The organism is Kitasatospora sp. DSM 101779 (assembly GCF_025655475.1).
GTDB lineage: Bacteria > Actinomycetota > Actinomycetes > Streptomycetales > Streptomycetaceae > Kitasatospora.
Map to the genome: position 1 here is coordinate 1452874 of NZ_JAHTIK010000001.1, position 20214 is coordinate 1473087.

Annotated in this window: 20 protein-coding genes; 12 read left to right on the top strand and 8 right to left on the bottom strand. The window is 74.0% G+C overall.

What is annotated here, in order from left to right; all coding sequences use genetic code 11:
* Positions 1-645: 645 nt before the first annotated feature.
* A complete protein-coding gene (locus KSNIM_RS06685; protein ID WP_263102302.1) occupies positions 646-1353 on the top strand; it encodes a lytic transglycosylase domain-containing protein in 708 nt (235 codons plus the stop codon).
* Positions 1354-1606: 253 nt separating this feature from the next.
* Positions 1607-2596, top strand: a complete 990-nt coding sequence (locus KSNIM_RS06690) for a glycosyltransferase family 2 protein (protein ID WP_263102303.1) — start codon at positions 1607-1609, stop codon at positions 2594-2596.
* A gap of 189 nt (positions 2597-2785) precedes the next feature.
* Here KSNIM_RS06690 and KSNIM_RS06695 read toward each other — a convergent pair whose 3' ends face one another.
* Positions 2786-3391, bottom strand: coding sequence for a hypothetical protein (locus KSNIM_RS06695; RefSeq protein ID WP_263102304.1), 606 nt, complete (start codon positions 3389-3391; stop codon positions 2786-2788).
* An 83-nt stretch (positions 3392-3474) separates the two neighbouring features.
* Between KSNIM_RS06695 and KSNIM_RS06700 the strand changes: the two genes are divergently transcribed.
* From KSNIM_RS06700 to KSNIM_RS06710, 3 genes are all read left to right on the top strand, one after another.
* Positions 3475-6318, top strand: coding sequence for an FAD-binding and (Fe-S)-binding domain-containing protein (locus tag KSNIM_RS06700; RefSeq protein WP_263102305.1), 2844 nt, complete (start codon positions 3475-3477; stop codon positions 6316-6318).
* A gap of 74 nt (positions 6319-6392) precedes the next feature.
* Positions 6393-6806, top strand: coding sequence for a PaaI family thioesterase (locus tag KSNIM_RS06705; protein ID WP_263102306.1), 414 nt, complete (start codon positions 6393-6395; stop codon positions 6804-6806).
* 89 nt (positions 6807-6895) lie between these two features.
* Positions 6896-7783 carry an SGNH/GDSL hydrolase family protein gene (locus tag KSNIM_RS06710; RefSeq protein ID WP_263102307.1) on the top strand — a complete coding sequence of 296 codons (888 nt, stop codon included), beginning with the start codon at positions 6896-6898 and terminating at the stop codon, positions 7781-7783.
* Between the two features lie 173 nt (positions 7784-7956).
* Here the strand turns inward: KSNIM_RS06710 and KSNIM_RS06715 are convergent, their stop codons facing one another.
* Both KSNIM_RS06715 and KSNIM_RS06720 read right to left on the bottom strand, forming a co-directional pair.
* A complete protein-coding gene (locus tag KSNIM_RS06715) occupies positions 7957-8391 on the bottom strand; it encodes a CBS domain-containing protein (RefSeq protein ID WP_263102308.1) in 435 nt (144 codons plus the stop codon).
* Positions 8392-8412: 21 nt separating this feature from the next.
* On the bottom strand, positions 8413-9357 hold the full coding sequence (locus KSNIM_RS06720) for a slipin family protein (protein WP_263102309.1): 945 nt from the start codon (positions 9355-9357) through the stop codon (positions 8413-8415).
* Between the two features lie 109 nt (positions 9358-9466).
* Between KSNIM_RS06720 and KSNIM_RS06725 the strand changes: the two genes are divergently transcribed.
* Positions 9467-10285, top strand: coding sequence for a uracil-DNA glycosylase (locus tag KSNIM_RS06725; protein ID WP_263102310.1), 819 nt, complete (start codon positions 9467-9469; stop codon positions 10283-10285).
* 39 nt (positions 10286-10324) lie between these two features.
* On the opposite strand, the gene KSNIM_RS06730 is transcribed toward KSNIM_RS06725, so the two are convergent.
* On the bottom strand, positions 10325-11188 hold the full coding sequence (locus KSNIM_RS06730; protein WP_263102311.1) for a CHAD domain-containing protein: 864 nt from the start codon (positions 11186-11188) through the stop codon (positions 10325-10327).
* Between the two features lie 127 nt (positions 11189-11315).
* On the opposite strand from KSNIM_RS06730, the gene KSNIM_RS06735 reads away from it, so the two are divergent.
* The 3 genes from KSNIM_RS06735 (at position 11316) to KSNIM_RS06745 (ending at position 13471) form a co-directional block, all read left to right on the top strand.
* Positions 11316-11969: a hypothetical protein gene (locus KSNIM_RS06735; RefSeq protein WP_263102312.1), complete on the top strand. Its 654-nt coding sequence runs from the start codon at positions 11316-11318 to the stop codon at positions 11967-11969.
* 115 nt (positions 11970-12084) lie between these two features.
* Positions 12085-12876 (top strand): DsbA family protein, encoded by a 792-nt coding sequence (locus KSNIM_RS06740; RefSeq protein WP_263102313.1) that lies wholly within the window; start codon positions 12085-12087, stop codon positions 12874-12876.
* 1 nt (position 12877) lies between these two features.
* Positions 12878-13471: a vitamin K epoxide reductase family protein gene (locus tag KSNIM_RS06745; RefSeq protein WP_263102314.1), complete on the top strand. Its 594-nt coding sequence runs from the start codon at positions 12878-12880 to the stop codon at positions 13469-13471.
* Positions 13472-13591: 120 nt separating this feature from the next.
* On the opposite strand, the gene KSNIM_RS06750 is transcribed toward KSNIM_RS06745, so the two are convergent.
* On the bottom strand, positions 13592-14566 hold the full coding sequence (locus tag KSNIM_RS06750) for a glycoside hydrolase family 16 protein (protein WP_263102315.1): 975 nt from the start codon (positions 14564-14566) through the stop codon (positions 13592-13594).
* Positions 14567-14933: 367 nt separating this feature from the next.
* On the opposite strand from KSNIM_RS06750, the gene KSNIM_RS06755 reads away from it, so the two are divergent.
* Positions 14934-17084 (top strand): bifunctional polysaccharide deacetylase/glycosyltransferase family 2 protein, encoded by a 2151-nt coding sequence (locus KSNIM_RS06755; protein WP_411543666.1) that lies wholly within the window; start codon positions 14934-14936, stop codon positions 17082-17084.
* Positions 17085-17370: 286 nt separating this feature from the next.
* Entirely contained in the window at positions 17371-17898 is a 528-nt protein-coding gene (locus KSNIM_RS06760) for a DUF3761 domain-containing protein (protein WP_263102316.1), read from the top strand.
* A gap of 14 nt (positions 17899-17912) precedes the next feature.
* On the opposite strand, the gene KSNIM_RS06765 is transcribed toward KSNIM_RS06760, so the two are convergent.
* From KSNIM_RS06765 to KSNIM_RS06775, 3 genes are all read right to left on the bottom strand, one after another.
* Positions 17913-18647, bottom strand: a complete 735-nt coding sequence (locus KSNIM_RS06765) for a nucleotidyltransferase domain-containing protein (RefSeq protein ID WP_411543667.1) — start codon at positions 18645-18647, stop codon at positions 17913-17915.
* 105 nt (positions 18648-18752) lie between these two features.
* Positions 18753-19229: a GNAT family N-acetyltransferase gene (locus KSNIM_RS06770; protein ID WP_263107854.1), complete on the bottom strand. Its 477-nt coding sequence runs from the start codon at positions 19227-19229 to the stop codon at positions 18753-18755.
* A 51-nt stretch (positions 19230-19280) separates the two neighbouring features.
* Positions 19281-19685 carry an ankyrin repeat domain-containing protein gene (locus tag KSNIM_RS06775; protein ID WP_263102317.1) on the bottom strand — a complete coding sequence of 135 codons (405 nt, stop codon included), beginning with the start codon at positions 19683-19685 and terminating at the stop codon, positions 19281-19283.
* Between the two features lie 320 nt (positions 19686-20005).
* On the opposite strand from KSNIM_RS06775, the gene KSNIM_RS06780 reads away from it, so the two are divergent.
* Positions 20006-20200, top strand: coding sequence for a hypothetical protein (locus KSNIM_RS06780; protein WP_095871811.1), 195 nt, complete (start codon positions 20006-20008; stop codon positions 20198-20200).
* The last annotated feature ends 14 nt before the right edge of the window (positions 20201-20214 follow it).

Consider the following 20214-nt stretch of genomic DNA (forward strand, 5'->3'; position numbering starts at 1 on the left):
CGTCCGACCCGGCGAACCCCGCGACGCCGCCCGGACCCGGTGCTGCGCGCCGCCGTCACCGCCGCCGCTGGCGTCCCGGCCGTGGTCGGCCGCCCCGCGGGCGTCGGACGGCCGTGACCCGCGTCTCCGCCTCGCCGGCCACCCCTGGGTGACCGGCCGGTGACGGGGCGCCGATCTCCGCGGCCGGCGCCTGTGAAGCCCGGCACAGGGCTTCGGCCCGCTACTGCCCCCGATAGTCGTCGCGGCGGCCTGGCGCGGCGCCCGCCCCCGGGCAGCGCCCCGGTGCCGGCCGTGCGGGGCGGCGAATCCGCTGGTCAGTCGAGGTGTCCGGCCCGGTCCCGCGGTCGGCGGCAAGGACCGTCCGGGTGCACGGGGAGGGCCCGGAGCAGGGGCGGGCGCTACCGGCCGTCTACGACCGGGCGTAGTTCTCGAGCTCGTTGCCGTGTTTCTGCGGCTCTGTCAAGAATGTCCCGGTCGCAAGGCAGCGCGGCCCGATTCCGCCGCGCACCCCGCCCGCTCCGGTCCACCGGCCGGGGCGCCCAGGCCGTCCGCACGGCTCTGCGGGCCTGTTCCTCCCGAACACGCTTCGCGATGCCCGTGTGCCCGGAATCGGCCCCCGACCGATGGAAGAGGTTGTCCCCCTCCATGCAGCTCCCGCTCCCCAAGAACCTGTCGCTGACGCACCGCCCGCACGCCTTCTTCGCGAGCGTCGGCACGCTGACCGTGGCCGGCACGGCGATCCTGGCGCTGGCCCTGCCGCAGGACACCTCCACCGCCGTCGCCGCCGCCCCCGTCGCCGCCGCTCCGGCCGCCACCCAGGCCGCCGCCGCCCCGGCGCAGCCCCAGCCCGACGCGCAGGCGCAGGCCGACGCCCAGGCCAAGGCGGACGCCGACGCGAAGGCCGCCGCGGACGCCAAGGCGGCCGCCGACGCCAAGGCCGCTGCCGACGCGCAGGCCGCGGCGGACGCCAAGGCCGCTGCCGACGCGCAGGCCGCCGCGGACGCGAAGGCCAAGGCGCAGGCCGCCTCCCGCTCGCAGCAGCGCAGCGCCCTGAAGGCCGCGCCGACCGGCAGCCCGAAGCAGATCGCCGCGCAGCTCGTGCCGGCCAACCAGCTGGCCTGCTTCAGCAACATCGTGTTCCACGAGAGCAGCTGGAACGTCCACGCGGTGAACAAGTCCTCCGGCGCGTACGGCCTGGTGCAGGCCCTGCCCGCGTCCAAGCTGGCCTCGGCCGGTGCCGACTGGCGCGACAGCGCCGCGACCCAGATCAAGTGGGGCCTCAACTACATGAACAGCCGGTACGGCAGCCCGTGCGGCGCCTGGGCCTTCTGGCAGGCGCACCACTGGTACTGATCCGGCTCCGGGCCGACCGACGCCGCGGGGCGCGTGGAACCGTCCACGCGCCCCGCGGCGTCCTCGACGGCCTGCTCTTGCACCTCGTCACCGGACGCGGCACTCCCCGCGACCCGCGGTGACTGTTTGTCGGGTTCCCGTGAAGGCCGAGCGCAGATATCGGGTGCGATCGATCGACTCTGACCGCTTTTGGAGCGATTGGCTCCGCTTAGGGACATTGCGGGGGCCTGTAGACCTCTTTAGCCTCCCCGCCATGGCTACCCTCATCTCCGTCGTGCTCCCCGCCCACGATCGGAACGGCCAGCTGAAGGAGTGCCTCGACGCACTGCTCGCCCAGTCGTTCCGCGACTTCGAGATCGTCCTCGTCGTCGACACCTCGCCGGACTGCCCCGAGCGCATCGCCGACGCCTACGGCATGCGCGACCCCCGGGTCAGCGTGCTGCGGCTGAACGCGGCGGTCGGGATCGGCCGAGCCCGCAACGCCGGCGCCGCCCGCGCCACCGGCGACTACCTGCTCTTCCTCGACAGCGACCACCTGCTCGACGAGGACGCCTTCGCCGCACTCGCGGAGCGGCTGGAGCAGACCGGCGAGGTGGACGTCCTCCAGTTCGGCCACAACCGGTTCTACCGCGACAGGCTGTGGCCCGGCGGTGCCGAGCGGGTGCTGGCCGAGGCCGGGCCCGAGGTCACCACGGCCGCCGAGCGACCCGCCCTGCTCGGCACCCCGCCGCTGGTCTGGGACCGCCTGCTGCGCCGCGGCACCGTGGCCGCCTTCCCGGACGGCCACTACGACGAGGTCCCGGTGGTGCACGCCGCGATGCTGGCCGCCCGCCGGGTGGCCGTCCTGCCGCGCGAGTGCGTCACCATCCGCCGCCGGCACACGCTGCACCCGGTCGGCTCGCCCGGTGCCAGCCAGTTCGACCTGTTCGAGCAGTACGCCCGCAGCTTCGAGCTGCTCGCCGGCTCGCCGGACGCCGCCGCGCTGTGGCCGCAGCTGTTCACCCGGATGATCCGGCACTACCTCTTCGTCTTCGACCTCGGCGGCTGCGTGGACCGCTCCGAACGCCCGCAGTTCTTCCAGCGGGCCTCCGAGCACTACCGCGGCTACCAGCCCGAGGGCTACCGGCGGCCGGACGGCCGCGAGGGCGTGAAGTTCTCGCTGCTGTCCAGCGGTGCCTACGCCGCCTTCGAGGTCGCCAAGCTCTCGCACATCGCCCGCGGTGCGGTCGCCGGCCGCCGGTAGGCGCTGGTCACCTCAGGGGCGTTCGGGGGCACCTCCCGGCCGAAGGCCGGGGGGAGAACTGCGGCAGTCCCGGGGCGGGCACCGTCGTGACATGGGCCGAGCCGGGATTCGTACGGCGGACCGCATCCGGATTGCGCAGTTCCCCGCGGCCCTTGTGGTGGACCCGGCGTCCGTTGTGGTGGACCCGCGTCAGACGTGCGCGGTGCCGCCGTCGGCCGCCATCGCCGCGGCGATCCGCCGACCGGACTCCCGCCACTCCTCGACCGGCACCTTCGGCAGCAGGTCGTCCCAGACCGGGAGCAGACTGCCGCGCAGCTGCATCATCCCGGCGGGCCGGCCGATCAGCCAGACGTGCAGGTGGGCGGCGCCGTCGCCCCACTTGTTCTGGTGCACCCGGGCGATCCCGCCGAGCGACATGACGGCGCGCTCCACCCGCTGCAGCATCGGGCCGAGCTCCGCCGCCCGCTCCGGCGGCAGGTCGGCGAGGTCGTGGTGGTCGCGCGGCTGCAGCAGCACGATCGCCGGGACGGCTGCGGGCTCGCCGGGGCCGGAGAGCCGCCAGTGCTCGTCCGTCCACAGGAAGTCCCCGTCGGGGCGGGCGCACTGGCTGCAGTCCGCGGGCCCGTCCTCGCCGTCCCGGGGCGGTTCGGGCAGCTCGGGCGCCTTCAGCGGCCTGACCTTGACGTCGCCCTCGAACGGGAAGATGTCCCAGCCCGGCATGCCCTCCGCGGGGAAGGGCACGGACTCGCCGATCGGCAGGCGGGCGAGGTACGGGTTCGCATGATCGTCGCTCATGGGCCGAGTCTGCCGGATGACACCCCGTCACCCCGCGGCCGGGGGTGGGCGCCCCGGGTCCACCGGTTTGCGATGATCGGCCCATGGCCACCGGACTGGAACGCGCGCTGACCGCCGCCCTGCGGGGCGAGGTGCGCTTCGGCACCGCCGAACGGGCCGTCTACGGCCACGACGCCTCCAACTACCGGCACGTCCCGCGGGGCGTGGTCAAGCCCGCCGACCTCGACGACGTCCGGGCCGCCGTCGCGCTCTGCCGCGAGTTCGGCGTGCCGGTGGTGCCGCGCGGCTCCGGCACCAGTATCGGCGGCCAGGCGATCGGCCCCGGAGCCGTCGTGCTGGACTTCCGGCGACGGCTCGGCCGGGTGCTCTCGGTCGACCCGGACGCCCGCACCGCCCGTGTCGAGCCCGGCACCGTCCTGGACGACCTGCAGCGGGCCGCCCGCCCGCACGGGCTGCGGTTCGGCCCCGACCCGTCCACGCACAGCCGCTGCACCCTCGGCGGCATGATCGGCAACAACGCCTGCGGATCGCACTCGGTGGCCTGGGGCCGCACCTCGGACAACGTGCACGCCCTCGACGTGCTGCTCGCCGACGGCACCGAGCTCACCGCCGCCGGACCGCTGGACGCCGCCGCCCGCGCCCGGCTGCGCGAACTCCCGGGCCGCGAGGGCGCCCTGCACCGCGCCCTGCAGGATCTCGCCGGCGCCCACCTGGCCGTGCTGCGGCAGACCATGCCCGCCCTGCCCCGGCGCGGCTCCGGCTACCCGCTCGACGCCCTGCTGCCCGAGCACGGCTACGACCTGGCGCGCGCCCTGACCGGCACGCTGGGCAGCTGCGCCGTCCTGCTCGGCGCGACCGTCCGCCTGGTCCCCGACCCGCCGGCCCGCGCCCTGGTGGTCACCGGCCACCCCGACGAGAGCGCCGCCGCCGACGCCGTGCCCGCGCTGCTGCCGCTGGGCCCGCTCACCGTCGAGGGGATGTCCGCCGACCTGGTCGCCGCGCTGCTCGCGGCGGGCCGCCGCCCGGCCGCCCTCGACCGGCTGCCCGCGGGCGACTGCTGGCTCTTCCTGGAGACCGGCGGCGACACCCCGGCTGCCGCCCGCGACGCCGCCCGTGCCCTCGCCGACGCCGTCCGGCGCACCGGCCGGGCCACCGCCGTGGTGGTCACCGACCCCGGCGAACAGCGCGAACTGTGGCGCATCCGGGAGACCGGCGCGGGCATCGTCACCCGCCTCCCCGGCGGCGGCGAGGCCTGGCCCGGCTGGGAGGACTCCGCCGTCCCCGTCGAGCACCTCGGCGACTACCTGCGCGCGCTGCGCGGCCTGCTCGCCCGGCACCGGCTGCGCGGCGTCCCGTACGGGCACTTCGGCGAGGGCTGCGTCCACCTGCGGCTGGACTTCCCGCTCACCGACCCCGCCCGGCTGCCCGGGTTCCGCGCCTTCCTGGAGAAGGCCGCCGACCTGTGCGTCTCGTACGGCGGCTCGCTCTCCGGCGAGCACGGCGACGGCCAGGCCAGGGCCGAGCTGCTGCCCCGGATGTACCCGCCGGAGGTCCTGGACCTGTTCCGCCGCTTCAAGGGGATCTGGGACCCGGACGACCTGCTCAACCCCGGGGTGCTGGTCGACCCCCGGCCGCTCGACGCCGACCTGCGCTTCCCCGGCCGCGACCTGCCGGTCACGCTGCCCCTGGCGGAGGACGGCGGCAGCCTGCTCAAGGCCGTGCACCGCTGCGTCGGCGTCGCCGCCTGCGTGGACACCTCCTCCGGGGTGATGTGCCCGAGCTACATGGCCACCGGCGAGGAGCGGCACTCCACCCGCGGCCGGGCCCGGCTGCTCGCCGAGATGCTGCGCGGCGAGCTCGTCACCGACGGCTGGCGCTCCGAGGAGGTCCGCGAGGCGCTCGACCTCTGCCTCGGCTGCAAGGGCTGCGCGAGCGACTGCCCGGTCCATGTCGACATGGCGACGTACAAGGCCGAGTTCCTGCACCGGCACTACCGGTGGCGGCCTCGCCCGGCCTCCCACCTCGCGCTCGGCTGGCTGCCACTGTGGCTGCGCGGCGCCGCGCTCGCGCCGCGGCTCGCCGACCGGCTGCTGCAGTCCGGGCCCGGTGGCGCCGCGCTCAAGCGGCTCGGCGGGATCGACCCGCGGCGCAGCCTGCCCGCACTGCCGGAGCAGACCTTCACCGCCTGGTTCCACCGGTGGCGGGCCGCCCACCCCGTCCGCCCCGGTGCGCAGCCGGTGCTGCTCTGGCCGGACAGCATGGCGGAGCTGCTCGACCCGGAGCCCGCCCGGGCCGCGGTGGAGGTGCTGGAGCACCTGGGCTTCGAGGTGCGACTGCCCTCCGGCCCGGTCTGCTGCGGGCTCACCCTGCTCTCCACCGGCCAACTCGGCCTCGCCCGGCGGGTGATGCGGCGCAGCCTGCGGGCCGTCCCGGCCGGGCTGCCGGTGGTCGGTCTGGAGCCGAGCTGCACCGCCGCCCTGCGCGAGGAGCTGCCCCGGCTGCTCGGCCGGGAGGCCGGCGAACTGCCGTCCCGGGTGCGGACGTTCGCCGAGTTCCTGGACGGCAGCGGGGTCGAACTGCCCCGGTCGGAGGCGGTGGCCGTCACCCAGGTGCACTGCCACCAGCACGCCGTCCTCGGCACCGCGGCCGACCGGCGCGTGGAGCAACGGATGGGGGTGCGCAACGAGGTGCTGGACTCCGGCTGCTGCGGGCTGGCCGGCAACTTCGGGATGGAGCGCGGACACTGGGAGGTCTCGGTCGCGGCGGCGGAGCGGGTGCTGCTGCCGGCGGTGCGCGCGGCCGCGCCGGACACGGTGGTGCTCGCGGACGGTCTGAGCTGCCGCACCCAGATCGCCCAACTCGCGGACGGGCGCCGGGCCGTCCACCTGGCGGAGCTGGTACGGCGGGCGATCCGCGCGGCGGAGTAGGCGGGGCCGCGGCCGGCCGGGAACACCGCTGCACGGTCGTGGCGCGGGCGGCGGGGCGCCGCCACAATGACACGGTGACGATCTCCACCGCCGAGGCGGACACCATCCTCGCCGACAACTTCGCGCCCTGGGTGCAGGCGCTCAAGCTCTCCGTCACCGAGACCGGTGACCGGCACGCCGTCCTGCGGCTGCCCTGGTCGGACGAACTCGCCCGGGAGGGCGGCGGACTGAGCGGCCAGGCCCTGATGGCGGCCGCGGACACGGCGACCGTGGTCGCCGTGTCCGCGGCCCGCGGCGGCTTCGGCCCGATGACCACGATCCAGCAGTCGACCACCTTCCAGCGGGCGGTGGTCGGCGCGGACGTGCTGGTGACCGCCCGGATCACCAAGCTGGGCCGCCGACTCGCCTTCGTCGACGTGGTGATGACGGCGGAGGGCGAGGAGGAGCCGGCCGCGCACGCCAGCACCGTGTACGCCTTCCCCGGCTGATCCCGTCCGACCCCTACTCACCGGGCCTACCGCGCAGTAGCCTCACCGGGCCGCACCCCACTGCGACCCCCACCACCCCTGGAGGCCCGATGCGCACACCCCTGCCCGGAGGCGTCAGACTCGCCGTCGCCGCAGCCCTGTTCACCGCCTCGGCGCTCGGCCTGACGGCCGCTCCCGCCGCAGCGGCCGACCACCGCCCCGTCCCCGCCGACGTGCCCCGCTGGTACCTGGCCCTCGGCGACTCGCTCGCCGCGGGCTACCAGACCACCCCGGACGGCGGCCGGGTGGTCGGCCGCGGCTACGCGCAGGACATCGCCCGCGTCCTGGGCGAGCGCGCCGCCGCCCGCCACAAGCCGTTCGACTTCACCGACCTCGGCTGCCCGGGCGAGACCACCGGCACCCTGGCGAACGGCGGCTGCCCCTGGCCGCACCCCTGGGCCGACTCCCAACTCGCCGCCGCCGAAAGGTTCCTGCACGAGCACCGGAAGGACAGGGTGCTGGTGACCATCGACATCGGCGCCAACGACGTCAACCGCTGCGCGAGCGGCGGCAGCATCGACCTGCCGTGCGCCCTGCAGGGCATCGCCACCGCGGGACGCGGCCTGTCCGACATCCTGGCCCGGCTGCAGGCGGCGGCCGGCCCGCGCACCCGGATCGTCGGCATGAACCTCTACGACCCGTTCCTCGCCGCCTGGTTGACCGGCGACCAGGGCAGGGCCACCGCCGCGATGTCGCTGCCGCTGTCCCATGCGCTGAACGCCGCCATCGGCATCGCCGACGCGGCGCACCGGGTGCCGACGGCGGACGTCGCCCGCGCCTTCGACACCGACGAGCTGCGCCCGGTGCCCTTCAACGGCGCCCAGGTGCCGCTGAACGTGGCCCGCATCATGCAGTGGACCAACATGGCGCGCGGCGACATCCACGCCAACGACGCCGGCTACCAGGTGATCGCCGACGCCTTCCTGGCGAAGCTCTAGGGCGTGCCTCAAAGGCGCACGGATGCCGCATAGGGGCGCACGGGGGGACCTCCCGAGTGCCGTTTGAAGGCAGCTCCCGGCAGTTCCGGCTCCGGCCGCGGGCAGCGGCCGGCCGGGCGGCACACCCCACCGCCCGGCCGGCCCCCCGTGTCCCGCGGGACCCCTTGGACCCGCTACTGCGGCGCCTCCTCGGCGCAGATGGTGGTGACGAACTCGGCGACCCGCTCCTGCGGCATGTGCCGGGCGATGTCCGCCTCGCTGATCATGCCGACCAGCTTGTGGTCGGGGTGGTTGATCACCGGAAGGCGGCGGACGAGGTGCTGCTCCATGACCCGCAGGACCTGTTCGGCGTCCTCGTCCTCCTCGACCACCATCGGCCGCCCGACGGCGAGGTCGACCGCCTTGACCTTCATCGGGTCGAGTCCCTCGGCGACGCACTTCAGCACGATGTCCCGGTCGGTGAGGATGCCCAGCAGCTTCTGGTTCTCGCCGCAGATCGGCAGCGCGCCGACACCCCGGTCCTTCATGATCCTGGCCGCGTCGGCCAGCGTCTCGAACTCCCCGACGCACTCGGCGCCAGGGTGCATGATCTCTCTGGCTGTGGTCATGGTCAGGCCTCCCGCCGTGCCTCAGACCTCCGTCCCTCCATCGTGGTCCCGGCCCCGCGGGGCCGCCACCTCGGGCCGCGAGCCGTTCACCGTCTCGCCCGGCGCCGCCTCCAGCGGGTCACGCGCCAACACCTCGTCCAGCGCCGGGAGATCGGGCAGCTCCAGCTGCTCGGGGCCGGGCGCGGCGGCCTGCTCGGGGGCCGGCGCCGGCTTCTCGGTGACGCTGTCGAGGAAACGGAGCAGCTCCACCGGGAAGGGAAGCACCAGCGTGGAGTTCTTCTCCGCGGCGACCTCCACCACGGTCTGCAGCAGCCGCAGTTGGAGCGCAGCCGGGGTGGTGCTCATGATCGCGGCAGCTTCCGAGAGCCGGGCCGAGGCCTGGTACTCGCCGTCGGCGGTGATGATCCGCGCCCGGCGCTCCCGTTCCGCCTCCGCCTGCCGCGACATGGAGCGCTTCATCGACTCCGGCAGGGCTACGTCCTTGATCTCCACCCGGTCGATCTCGATGCCCCAGCCCAGCGCGGGGCTGTCCAGCATCAGTTCCAGGCCCTGGTTCAGCGGCTCGCGGTTGGCCAGCAGGTCGTCCAGCTCGCTCTTGCCGATGATCGAGCGGAGCGAGGTCTGGGCGACCTGGGAGATCGCGAAGTTGTAGTCCTGCACGTTGACGGTGGCCTTCACCGGGTCGACCACCCGGTAGTAGACGACGGCGTCGACCCGCACCGTCACGTTGTCGCGGGTGATGCCCTCCTGTGCGGGGATCGGCATGGTGATGATCTGCACGTTCACCCGCTTCAGCCGGTCCGCGATCGGCAGCAGCCAGGCCAGGCCCGGGTCCCGCACCTCGTCCCGCACCCGGCCGAACCGGAACACCACACCGCGCTGGTACTGCTGCACCACACGGATGCTCACCCCGGCCCAGATGGCCAGGACGATCAGCGCGCCCAGGATCGCGTCGAGAATGATCATTGCGTCACCTCTGGCACACGCAGGGACCCTGCTCTCCACGCTACTCCGATGTCCACGGCCCGCCCGGATCCCGCCGCCCGGCCGGCGCGCAGCGCCTACGATCCTCGGCATGGAGCCGCCCCCACCGCCGCCCTCCGGCGTCCCGGACCGCGACCGGCCCTCCGCGCTCCCCGCGGCCCGGGACTCGCAGGCGCCGGACCACCCGGCCGCAGCGGCCGCCGCCGCCCGCGGCCTCGCCGAACTGGACGAGGTCGTCACCCACTGCCGGGCCTGCCCGCGCCTGGTCGCCTGGCGCGAGGAGGCCGCCCGCACCAAGCGCCGCGCCTACCTGCAGGACGAGTACTGGGCCCGCCCGATCCCCGGCTTCGGGCCGGCCGACGCGGCGCTGGTGATCGTCGGTCTCGCCCCGGCCGCGCACGGCGCCAACCGCACCGGCCGGATCTTCACCGGCGATCCGTCCGGCGATCTGCTGTACGCAGCCCTGCACGAGCTGGGCCTGGCCTCGCAGCCGCACGCCTCGTGGCGGGACGACGGGATGGAACTGCACGGGGTGCGGATCACCGACCCGGTGCGGTGCTGCCCGCCGGAGAACCGGCCGACCCGGGACGAGCGGGACACCTGCCGGCCGTGGATCACCCGCGAGTTCGAGTACCTGCGGCCGACCGTCCGCGCGGTGGTGGCCCTCGGCGGCTTCGCCTGGGAGGCCGTCCTGCCCGCGCTCGCCGCCTCCGGCCGGACGGTCCCCCGCCCGCGGCCCGTCTTCGGCCACGGCGCCCGCGCCACCCTGCCCGCCGCGGACGGCGGGCCGCCCCTAGAGCTCTTCGGCTGCTACCACGTGAGCCCCCGCAACACCTACACCGGCCGCCTCACCCCGGCCATGCTGCGCGACCTGCTGGCCACGGCCGCCCGCACGGCGGGCCTGCTCTGACTCCTCGGGGACGCCGGCGCATCCCCGGTGCGCCCCCGCTCAGAACGACGCCGGTTCGCTCGCCCTGCGCCAGGTCTTCGGGAGGCGGGCCCGGTCGGCGGCCGCGGCGGTCAGCTGGCGGTCGTAGAGGACGCCGTAGGCGAAGGCGTGCTGCGGGTCGGCGGCGGCGAGGCCGTGCAGGGTGCGGCCGGCGAGGACGGCGTCCTGGTGGGTGCCGAGGAGGTCCTGGAGGTCTCTCATCCGGCGGGTGAAGCGGTCGGCGGCGGGGCCGGCAGGCTCGCCGGCGTAGCGGGCGCGTTTGGCGGCCTTCCGGGCCTCGTGCAGGGCGGTGGCGGTGGCCTCGCCGGGTGCGGCGCCGCGGGCCGCCTCGATCCGGCGGGCGGTGCGGCGCTGCTGACGGCGGGCGACCCTGGCGAGCTCGCGCGGGGCCGGGCGGTCGGCGCGGGCGGTGAAGTGCGGTTCGGCGACGAGGCCGCGCAGGGCGGCGAGCAGGGCGGGGAAGCCGGGGCCGTCGAGGGCGGCGAGCGCCTCGGGGCGGGCGCCGGCGGTGCGTTCGGCGGCCCAGGCGGCGAGGGCGGCGACGACCTCGTCCGGCCGGCAGTCCTCGGGCAGCGCGCGGGCGTCCGCGGTGAGCCGTTCGGCGAGGACCTCGGTGTCCCGGGCGGCACCGAGGTCCGAGGCGAGGTCCCTGAGCGCGATGACGAGGGCGCTGGTGTCGGCGCCGATCAGCGGCCGGTAGGCCTGCAGGGTGCTGCGCAGGCGGCGGCAGGTGACCCGCATCCGGTGGACGGCGTCCGGTTCGTCGGCGCGGACGGCGTCCGCCAGGCCGGCGAGGGTCTCGGTCTGCCGGGAGATCCACCCGCCGAGGACCGTGCCGGCGGTGGGCTCGGCTCCGTGCGGCACGCTCACCACCCTCTTCCCGGGTCTCCAGGGTATGCCTGCGGGGGTGCGGAGCGGGCCGTCCTGACGCCGTATCACCCGTGCGGACGCTTACACGGTCCTGATCCGCGACCTGGCATACTCGCTCTCCATGACCAAGAGCCGGGCGACGAGGGTTCTGCGGGCCGCGGTGTTCACCGCCCTCGCGGTGCCGCTCGCTGCCCTGGGCCAGGTCGTGCTGACGGGTCGGCCGCTGCCGATGACGCTGGTCCTGGCGTGCACCGCCGCCGTCTTCCTGGTGGCCGTGGCGCTGGACGGCGCCCGGCACAGCCTGTGGCGGCTGACGGCCGTGATGGTGCCGGTCGAGCTGCTGCTGAACACCGCCTTCAACCTGGGGCAGGACGGCTGTACGACGGTCGCTGCCCGGTCGCACGGGGTGGATCTGCTGGTCTGCGGCGGCGGTTCGGTGGACGGCAGCCCGATGCTGTCGGGTCTGGCCGGGCAGTCCGCCGGTTCGCTGCGGCTGGTGGTGCTGCTGGCTCATCTGGCGCTGGCGCTCGCTGCGGCGCTGTGGCTGCGCCTGGGTGCGGCCGCGCTCGGCGGCGCGGCGCAGGTGCTGCGCGCGCTGCGGGCGGTGGCCGGGGCGGTCGCCTGGCGTCTGCTGTCGGTCCTCGCGCCGCTGCCGGCCTGCCCGGCCGAGCTGGCGCCCTCGCCGGACACGCGGGAGTCGCTGCCCCGCCCGGAGTCCGTCGTTCCCTCGCCGGCGCCGCGTCGCGGCCCGCCGGTGTTCGCGCTCGCCTGCTGACGGCGCTGCCGTCGGGCGGGCGGGCCCGCGTGCCTTCCCCCTTTTCTTCCGGTGCACCACTGCGCGGCCGCGCGGCCCGGTGGTGCACCCGTACGCGAGGATTCGACGGATCATCATGAGCACCCAGCCCCAGCAGTCCCGTACCTCGGCCCGTGAGCGCCTGCAGGAGGCCCACCGCCGGGAGAAGAAGGCGGCCGTCGTCCGGCGGCGTACCGTGGTCGCGGTGAGCGTCGTGGCGGCGCTGGCCGTGGCGGGCGGCACGGTGGCGGCGATCGCCACCGCCTCGGACGCGGACCCGGCGGCCTCGGCACCGCTGACGGTGCCGGTCAACACCACCGGCCAGGACGGCACCGTGGTGGTGTACGGCAAGGCCGACGCACCGCACACGCTGCAGGTGTACGAGGACTTCCGCTGCCCGGTCTGCAAGCAGTTCGAGGCCTCCGCGGGCCAGGCGGTGCAGCAGCTCGCCGACAGCGGCCAGTACAAGATCGAGTACCACCTGGCGGCGTTCCTGGACAAGAACCTCGGCGGCAAGGGCTCGCGGACGGCGCTGGCCGCCGCGGGGGCGGCGCTGAACGAGGGCGTGGACAAGTTCAAGCAGTTCCACGACGTGCTGTACGCCAACCAGCCGGACGAGCGCGAGGACGGCTTCGGGGACGTCAACCGGATCCTGGAGCTGGCGCAGAAGGTCCCCGGCCTGAAGACCGAGGCATTCACCAAGGCCGTCACCGAGGGCACCTACCGGCCGTGGGCGGCCAAGGTGGACGCGGCGTTCTCGGCCAGCGGCGCCCAGGGCACCCCGACGGTGGTGCTGGACGGCAGGACGCTGAACGTCTTCGGCAAGGACGGCAGGCCGGTGACGGGCGAGCAGTGGACGGCGCTGGTCCGCCAGTCGACCGGGGCCTGACATGGCCACCGGTGCGACGATCGGTGCCGGGCGGGGCCTCGCCCGGCTGCTGGTGGTGGGCGGTCTGCTGGGTCTGGCGGCCTCGGCGGTGCTGACCTTCGACAAGCTGCGGATGCTGGAGAACCCGGCCTACCGGCCCGGCTGCAGCATCAATCCGGTGATCAGCTGCGGTTCGGTGATGCGGACCGACCAGGCGTCGGTCTTCGGCTTCCCGAACCCGCTGCTCGGCCTGGCGGCGTTCGCGGTGCTGATCGCGGCCGGTGCGGGCCTGCTGGCCGGTGCCCGCTACCGCCGCTGGTACTGGCTGGGCCTGCAGGCCGGCGCGCTGGCCGGGCTGGCCTTCACCGTCTGGCTGATCAGCCAGGCGCTGTACGAGATAGGCGCGCTCTGCCCGTACTGCATGGTGGTGTGGGCGGTGGTCGGGCCGCTGGCCTGGTACCTCACCCTGCACAACCTGCGGACGGGGGTGCTGCCGGCCCCGCGCTGGTGGCCGTCGGTCGCCCGCTACCACTGGGTGGTGCCCGCGCTCTGGTACCTCGGGATCGCGCTGCTGGTCCTGAACAGGTTCTGGTACTACTGGCGGACACTGATCTGAGGCAGCACCGGCGACGGCTCCCGCCTGGGGTTCTTCAGGCGGGAGCCATCGGTCCGTCTCCTCCGGTCCGCCTTCGGGCCGTCCGGGTGATCGGCCGGGACTCCTCGCCCCGGGCCGGGCTCAGGACTTCGGCAGGGTGTCCACGAAGTCGGTGCCGGCGCTGTAGAAGCCGTCCACCGTCTTCTGGACGTCCGCGTAGGAGACGGCCGCGGCATCCTTGTAGTAGAACCAGTTGATCTTCAGGTTCCAGGTGCGCTGCCCGCCGAGGGACGGCAGCAGGTCGATGAACCAGTTGCTGAAGTGGACGTCCATCTTCTCCCGCGGGACGTACTTGCCGGTGCTGGTGAACAGCTCCTTGCCGTCCATGGAGTAGGTGGCCTTCCCGTCCACGGCGGTGACCATCATGATGTGCCAGCCGCCGAGGCGCTGCTTGTGCGGCTTGGTGACCCGGTCCGGCGGGTCGGCCTTGAACCAGCTGGTGGTGTCGAGCTGCGGACCGGGCGTGCCCCAGCCGCCGTTCGTCATGTACTCGTAGTCGAGCTCGCTGTAGTTCGCCGAGTCGTCCTGGGGGGAGATCGGGAAGTAGGACTGGACGACGTGATCGCCGTTCTTGCCGCCGGCCGGCTTGTCGCTGAGGTAGACCCGGGCGGCGAAGGTGCCGTTGAAGAGCTTGCTGCCGGTGCTCTGGATCTCGACCTGCTTGGTGCCCTTCTGGGTGCCGTCGGTGGACGCCTGCAGCTGCAGGGTCCGGCCGCCCTGGGCGGTGGTGTCGGCGGGGAAGCTCGCGCCGGCGTCGGACCAGGTGTCCTTGATCCCGGGTCCGCCCTCGCCGGTGCGGATCTCCCAGCCGTGGGCGTTGAGCGCGGGGTCGGTGGGACCGGTGTAGTGGAAGCTGTCGAACAGGGTTCCCGGCGGGCCGGTCGGGGTCGGCGAGGCGCTGGTCGCGGACCCGTTCTTCGCCGTCGCGGCGGCCTCGTCGCCGTCACCGCCGCCGGAGGCCGCACCGCTCGAACAGGCGGTGAGCACGCACAGCAGGGCCGGGAGGGCGAGCACGCTCCACGCGCGGTGACGAGGGATGCGGCGGGGCTGACTCACGCGGGCTCCTTGGGGCGGACCGGTCGCACGTGCGCACTGATCAGATGAGGGGGTCATCCTAACGGGATGCGCAGGCCCCTCCGGCGGGCGCCCTCCGGATCCGGAGGGACGGAGTCCGAGGTCCTCGGTGCCGGCATTCCGGCAGGCGCCGACCGGCATTTCGATCCGATTACAACCCCCCGCCAGATCGGGCCAAATCCACCCATCGAACCCCATTCGATTCCGGCCGTTGCACTAACGTTCGGCCTACGCTCCCGCACCTGCGTCCGTCGACCAGTCCGGTCTGCACGGCCGGCTGCCCAGGACGCTCTCGGGCCGGGCGACCCAGCACCCTGAACCGCCGTACCACCCATCTCCAGGAGCGCCATTGTCCCGCCACCAGCGCCGCCGGCAATCCCTGCGGAGGCCGCGCCGACTGGCCGCGCCGCCGTTGCGATTCTTCATGCCGCTGTCCCTGCTGGCGTGCCTGCTCCTGCTCATCGTCCTGCGCGGCCTGGCCACCAACGAGGTGTTCCACGACGCCCGGGTCGCCGACTCGGCCGACAAGACGACCGTGCCGACGGACCTGCTCAAGGGCGGCCCGATCATCGACGCCCGCGGCGACCGGAACGACCACCCGGTCAGCTACAGCATCCCGGACCGCACCGTCGTCCTGAGCTTCGACGACGGCCCTTCGGCGGAGTGGACCCCGAAGATCCTGGAGATCCTCGAGTCCCGCCACGTCCACGCGGACTTCTTCGTGACCGGCGCCATGACCGCCCGCAACCCGGACCTGATCCGGAAGATCGTGGCGGGCGGCCACGAGATCGGCCTGCACAGCTTCACCCACCCCGACCTGGCGTTCCAGTCGCACGCCCGGATCAGCTGGGAGATGGCCCAGACCCAGCTGGCACTGGCCGGCGTCGCCGGGGTGCACAGCTCGCTGTTCCGCCCGCCGTACTCCTCCAACTCGGCCGCGCTGGACGACTGGAGCTACCCGGTGATCAAGTACCTGGGCGCCCAGGGCTACGTCACCGCCTTCATCGACCACGACACCGACGACTGGAAGCGTCCGGGCGTGGACGCGATCGTCAAGGAGGCGGTGCCGGCCAAGCCCGGCGCGGGCGAGCTGATCCTGCTGCACGACGCCGGTGGCGACCGCTCCCAGACCGTCGAGGCACTCGGCGTGCTCATCGACAAGCTGAAGGCCGACGGCTACCGCTTCGCCACCATCACCGAGGCACTCGGCGCCTCCAGCGCCACCACGCCGGTGCACGGCTTCCAGCTGTGGACGGGCAAGGGCTACATCTGGGCCACCCAGCTGGGAGTGAGCACCCTGCCGGTGCTGATCGCACTGCTGGCCGTGGTCGGCTTCCTGAACTTCGGCCGGTTCGCGCTGATGCTGGTCCTCGCTCCGATCCACGCCCGCCGCTCCAAGCGGCTGGACGCCTGGGGCGAGCCCGTCACCGAGCCGGTCACCGTGCTCGTCCCGGCCTACAACGAGCGCGAGTGCATCGCCAACACCCTCAACTCGCTGGCCGCCAGTGACTACCCGATCGAGGTCATCGTCATCGACGACGGTTCCTCGGACGGCACCGCGGACATCGTCGAGGAGATGGACCTGCCGTTCGTCCGGCTCATCCGCAAGGTCAACGGCGGCAAGTCCAGCGCGCTCAACGCCGGCATCGCGGCCGCCTCGTACGACATCGTCGTGATGATGGACGGCGACACCGTCTTCGAGCCGTCCACCGTGCGCGAGCTGGTCCAGCCCTTCGCCGACCCGGGGATCGGCGCGGTCTCGGGCAACGCCAAGGTCGGCAACCGCGACACCCTGATCGGCGCCTGGCAGCACATCGAGTACGTCCTCGGCCACAACCTGGACCGCCGGATGTACGACATGCTCGGCATCATCCCGACCATCCCCGGCGCGGTCGGCGCCTTCCGCAGGGAGGCCCTGCAGGCCGTCGGCGGGATGAGCGACGACACGCTCGCCGAGGACACCGACATCACCATGGCGGTGCTCTGCGAAGGCTGGCGGGTCGTCTATGCCGAGCGCGCCCGCGCCTGGACGGAGGCCCCCGCCAGCCTCCAGCAGCTCTGGTCCCAGCGGTACCGCTGGAGCTACGGCTCGATGCAGGCGATGTGGAAGCACCGCCGCGCCGTCACCGCCCGCGGGCCGGCCGGGCGCTTCGGCCGCCTCGGGCTGCCGCTCGTCGTGATGTTCGGCGTGGTCGCCCCGCTCCTGGCGCCGCTGGTCGACATCTTCCTGCTGTACGGCGTGTTCTTCGCGGACGCCCAGCTGACACTCACCAGCTTCGGCGGCTTCCTGCTGATCCAGGCGGTGCTGTCCTGGTACGCCTTCAAGCTCGACCGCGAGAAGCCCTGGCACCTGATCAGCCTGCCGACCCAGCAGCTGGTCTACCGGCAGCTGATGTACATCGTCCTGCTGCAGTCCGCGATCACCGCGGTGACCGGTGGCCGACTGCGCTGGCAGAAGCTCCGGCGCACCGGCGAGGTCGCCGCACCGGTGGAGGCGTGACGGAGGGTCCTTCCTCCGGGTGGTTCGGCGGCACCCGGAGGACGTCCGGCTGCGGGTCCCCGCCCCCGCCGAGGTCACATCGGGGGTGGGTCACTCCCGGTACCACCGGCGCACGCTGATCCGGCACCGGCCCGTTTGACCAGATGTCATTTCAAGTCTGCTGCAGCAAGTTTCGGCACGATGCTGCAGCACTGTTCTGGGCAGCCCTACACCGCCGCCTTCGTCGACGTCGGAAAATCGGAAAATCCGCATGGAAGGGACACGGACTGCCGTAGCTTGGCCGCCCGTGACACTCTCCTTCAGCGGCCGAAGACTGCTGCCCGCAGCCGCCCTGCTCGCCCTCGCCCTGTTCAGCGCCGCGTGCGACCCGGCGGACACCACCACGAGCACTGCCGCTCCCCCGGCCGCCACCACCTCCGCGACACCGAGCGCACCGGACAGCTCCGCGCCCGCCGCGCCGAGCGAGTCCCCCAGCTCGTCGCCCAGCTCGTCGCCCACGCCGAGCCCCGCCACCGCCGGGGCAGCCGCCCCCGCAGCCCCGCCGACCACCCCGGCCGCCCGGGCCACCGCGCCCGCCCCGACCCGGACCACGGCGGCAGCCGCCCGGACGACCGCCGCACCCAAGCCGGCGCCCACCACCGCGGCAGGCCACACCTGCGCCCACCACACCACCGGCCTCTGCGGCTGGGACGTCGGAGCCAGCCCGGCGTCGAGCGGTGAGACGGCGGCGTGCAACGACGGCACCGCGTCCTTCTCGGCGACCTTCTCCGGCACCTGCTCGCACCACGGCGGCGTCCGCTACTGGTTCAAGTAGCCCGAACGGGTCCGTCACCCGCCCGCGAGCACCTCGTCGGTCAGGGCCGCCGCCTCCGCCAGGGCGGCGGCGGCCTCCGCACGGAACAGGCCGTGCGCCCGACGGGCGAAGCCGGCCGGCGCACCCGGCAGCCGTCCGGCCGCGTCCACCGCGCCCTTCTCGTTGACCAGCCACTGCCCGGCCCGGCCGTGCAGGGCGTGCGCCAGCAGCCCGACCACCCGGAACAGGCAGCCGTGCAGGTAGGCGGTGTCGTGCGGGACCTTTGCCGCATTGGCGAGGGTGAACGGCGCCTCCCAGCGGGCCGTCGCCACCAGCGCGGCGCCGAGCGCGGCCGGGTAGTGCACCACCTCGGCCTGCAGCCGGGCCAGTGCGCCGGTGGGATCGGCGAGCACCCGGCCGAGCGCCAGCTCGCCCGGGTAGGCGTGGGAGTGGAAGCCGAGCGGATGCCCGGCCTGGATTCCCGTCCCGTACCGGCCCGCCCGGGCCTCGGACCAGTGGTGTCGCACCCGGTCGAGGTCCCGGTAGATCCAGTCGATCCGGGCGCCGCCGACGGTAAGCCAGGCGCCGTCGTCCACCCACGGCCCCCAGCCACCGGGTTCGGTGACCTCCACCGGCCGCCCGGCCGTCCGGGCGGCCAGCTCCCGCAGCGCACCGGTGTCCAGCGGGCCGCGGTAGTACAGGCCGAGGTCGGTGTCCGAGTCCGGGCGGTGGGTGCCGCGGGCCCGGCTGCCGCCGAGGCAGACGCCCACGACGCCCCCCCCACGGCGGCGAGTTCGGCGGCGAGCCGGCGGATCGGCGGCCCGGTCGGCACGTCCTCGGTCACGTCCATCCGGCGATCGTCCCCCGCCGGGGCGTCAGCCGTCGAGCGGCTTTCCCATGCAGACGCTCTGCTCGGAGTGCTTGTAGAAGCCGAACTTGGTGATCGGCACGTAGCCCTCGGAGGCGTAGAGCGCGATCGCCTCGGGCTGCTCGGTGCCGGTCTCCAGGACGAGCCTGGTCCGTCCGGCCGCGCGCGCGGTGGCCTCGAGCCGGCGCAGCAGGACACGTGCGAGGCCCCGCCCGCGTGCCCGCTCGACCACGTACATCCGCTTGAGTTCGGCGTCGCCGTCGCGCAGTCCGTCGGCGTCGGCCTCCTTGGCGCGCCAGCCGCCGCAGGCGACCGGCTCGCCGTCGAGGTAGCCGACCAGGAACAGACCGCCCGGCGGGTCGAAGTGGTCCTCGTGCATCGACGTCTGGTCGATGTCCCCGTACCGGCGGACGTACTCCTGCTGCACCTCCGCGGCGAGCTTTGCCGCGTCCGGGTGCCCGTAGCCGGTGGTCCGCAGCTCCATGTCCGAGGTCTTCGAGGTGTTCGACATGGTCACCAAGCCTAAGGGGGCCGGTCAGCGGCTCTCGAACCGGGCGACCAGCTCGTCCTTGCCGAACATCCGCGCGGTGTCCAGGGCGGACGGGGTGCCGGCGGTCGGGTCGGCGCCGCCGTCGAGCAGGGCGGTGACCACCTCGTCGTGGCCCTTGAAGACGGCGCCTGCGAGCGGGGTCTGGCCGCGGTCGTTGGCCCGGTCGGCCGCGGCGCCGTGCTTCAGCAGGGCGGCCACCGCGGCGGCGTGCCCGTGGTAGGCGGCGAGCATCAGCAGGCTGTCGCCTCGCTCGTTGGAGAGGTCGGCGGGGGCGCCGGCCGCCAGGTAGGCGGCGAGCAGCTCGGCGTCGCCGGAGCGGGCGGCGTCGAACAGCCGGCCGGCCAGTTCGACGACCTCGGGGTCGGGCGTCTGCGGGGTCTCGTCGGTCATTTCCGGGCCTCTCCTGAGGGTGCTGACGGGCGCACCTCGGGTGCGCGGATTCCGGTACGCACCGTAGCGGAAGGGGTCCCGGGCCGTCGCCGCCACGGGGTCACGCATCCGTTCGAGCGAATTTCCCCGTTCCGCCGAGGGCGATCACGCCGCAGGGGGACGCCTTGGAGCGCACGGCCGGGGCTCGGTGCGCATACCCCCGATGCATCGGACGCGAGCAGATCCACCCGTTTGCCACATTCCATCATCTATTACTTTTTGTCACGATAAGAACACTTTCAGTAACACCTGTCCCCGCCCCCTCACGAGGAGCTGACCACGTGATCCTCTCCATTTCCGGCATCGTCCTCTTCGGCACCATCGCCTTCCTCTTCTTCCGCCGGGACGGACTCAAGGTCTCGCATGCCCTGGTGTGCGCGCTGTTCGGCTTCTACGTCGCGGGCTCCTCGATCGCGCCGAGCATCACCGCCGGCGGCGCGACACTGGCCAGCCTCATCGGCGGCATCAAGTTCTGACCCCCACCGCACGA

Bases quoted from the DNA above. Each gene is read 5' to 3' on its own strand.
- KSNIM_RS06710 (WP_263102307.1), top strand. From the start codon at position 6,896: ATGCGCACACCCCTGCCCGGAGGCGTCAGACTCGCCGTCGCCGCAGCC.
- KSNIM_RS06770 (WP_263107854.1), bottom strand. From the start codon at position 19,229: ATGGAGCTGCGGACCACCGGCTACGGGCACCCGGACGCGGCAAAGCTC.
- KSNIM_RS06745 (WP_263102314.1), top strand. From the start codon at position 12,878: ATGGCCACCGGTGCGACGATCGGTGCCGGGCGGGGCCTCGCCCGGCTG.
- KSNIM_RS06720 (WP_263102309.1), bottom strand. From the start codon at position 9,357: ATGATCATTCTCGACGCGATCCTGGGCGCGCTGATCGTCCTGGCCATC.
- KSNIM_RS06690 (WP_263102303.1), top strand. From the start codon at position 1,607: ATGGCTACCCTCATCTCCGTCGTGCTCCCCGCCCACGATCGGAACGGC.
- KSNIM_RS06715 (WP_263102308.1), bottom strand. From the start codon at position 8,391: ATGACCACAGCCAGAGAGATCATGCACCCTGGCGCCGAGTGCGTCGGG.
- KSNIM_RS06685 (WP_263102302.1), top strand. From the start codon at position 646: ATGCAGCTCCCGCTCCCCAAGAACCTGTCGCTGACGCACCGCCCGCAC.
- KSNIM_RS06735 (WP_263102312.1), top strand. From the start codon at position 11,316: ATGACCAAGAGCCGGGCGACGAGGGTTCTGCGGGCCGCGGTGTTCACC.
- KSNIM_RS06695 (WP_263102304.1), bottom strand. From the start codon at position 3,391: ATGAGCGACGATCATGCGAACCCGTACCTCGCCCGCCTGCCGATCGGC.
- KSNIM_RS06700 (WP_263102305.1), top strand. From the start codon at position 3,475: ATGGCCACCGGACTGGAACGCGCGCTGACCGCCGCCCTGCGGGGCGAG.
- KSNIM_RS06725 (WP_263102310.1), top strand. From the start codon at position 9,467: ATGGAGCCGCCCCCACCGCCGCCCTCCGGCGTCCCGGACCGCGACCGG.
- KSNIM_RS06740 (WP_263102313.1), top strand. From the start codon at position 12,085: ATGAGCACCCAGCCCCAGCAGTCCCGTACCTCGGCCCGTGAGCGCCTG.
- KSNIM_RS06775 (WP_263102317.1), bottom strand. From the start codon at position 19,685: ATGACCGACGAGACCCCGCAGACGCCCGACCCCGAGGTCGTCGAACTG.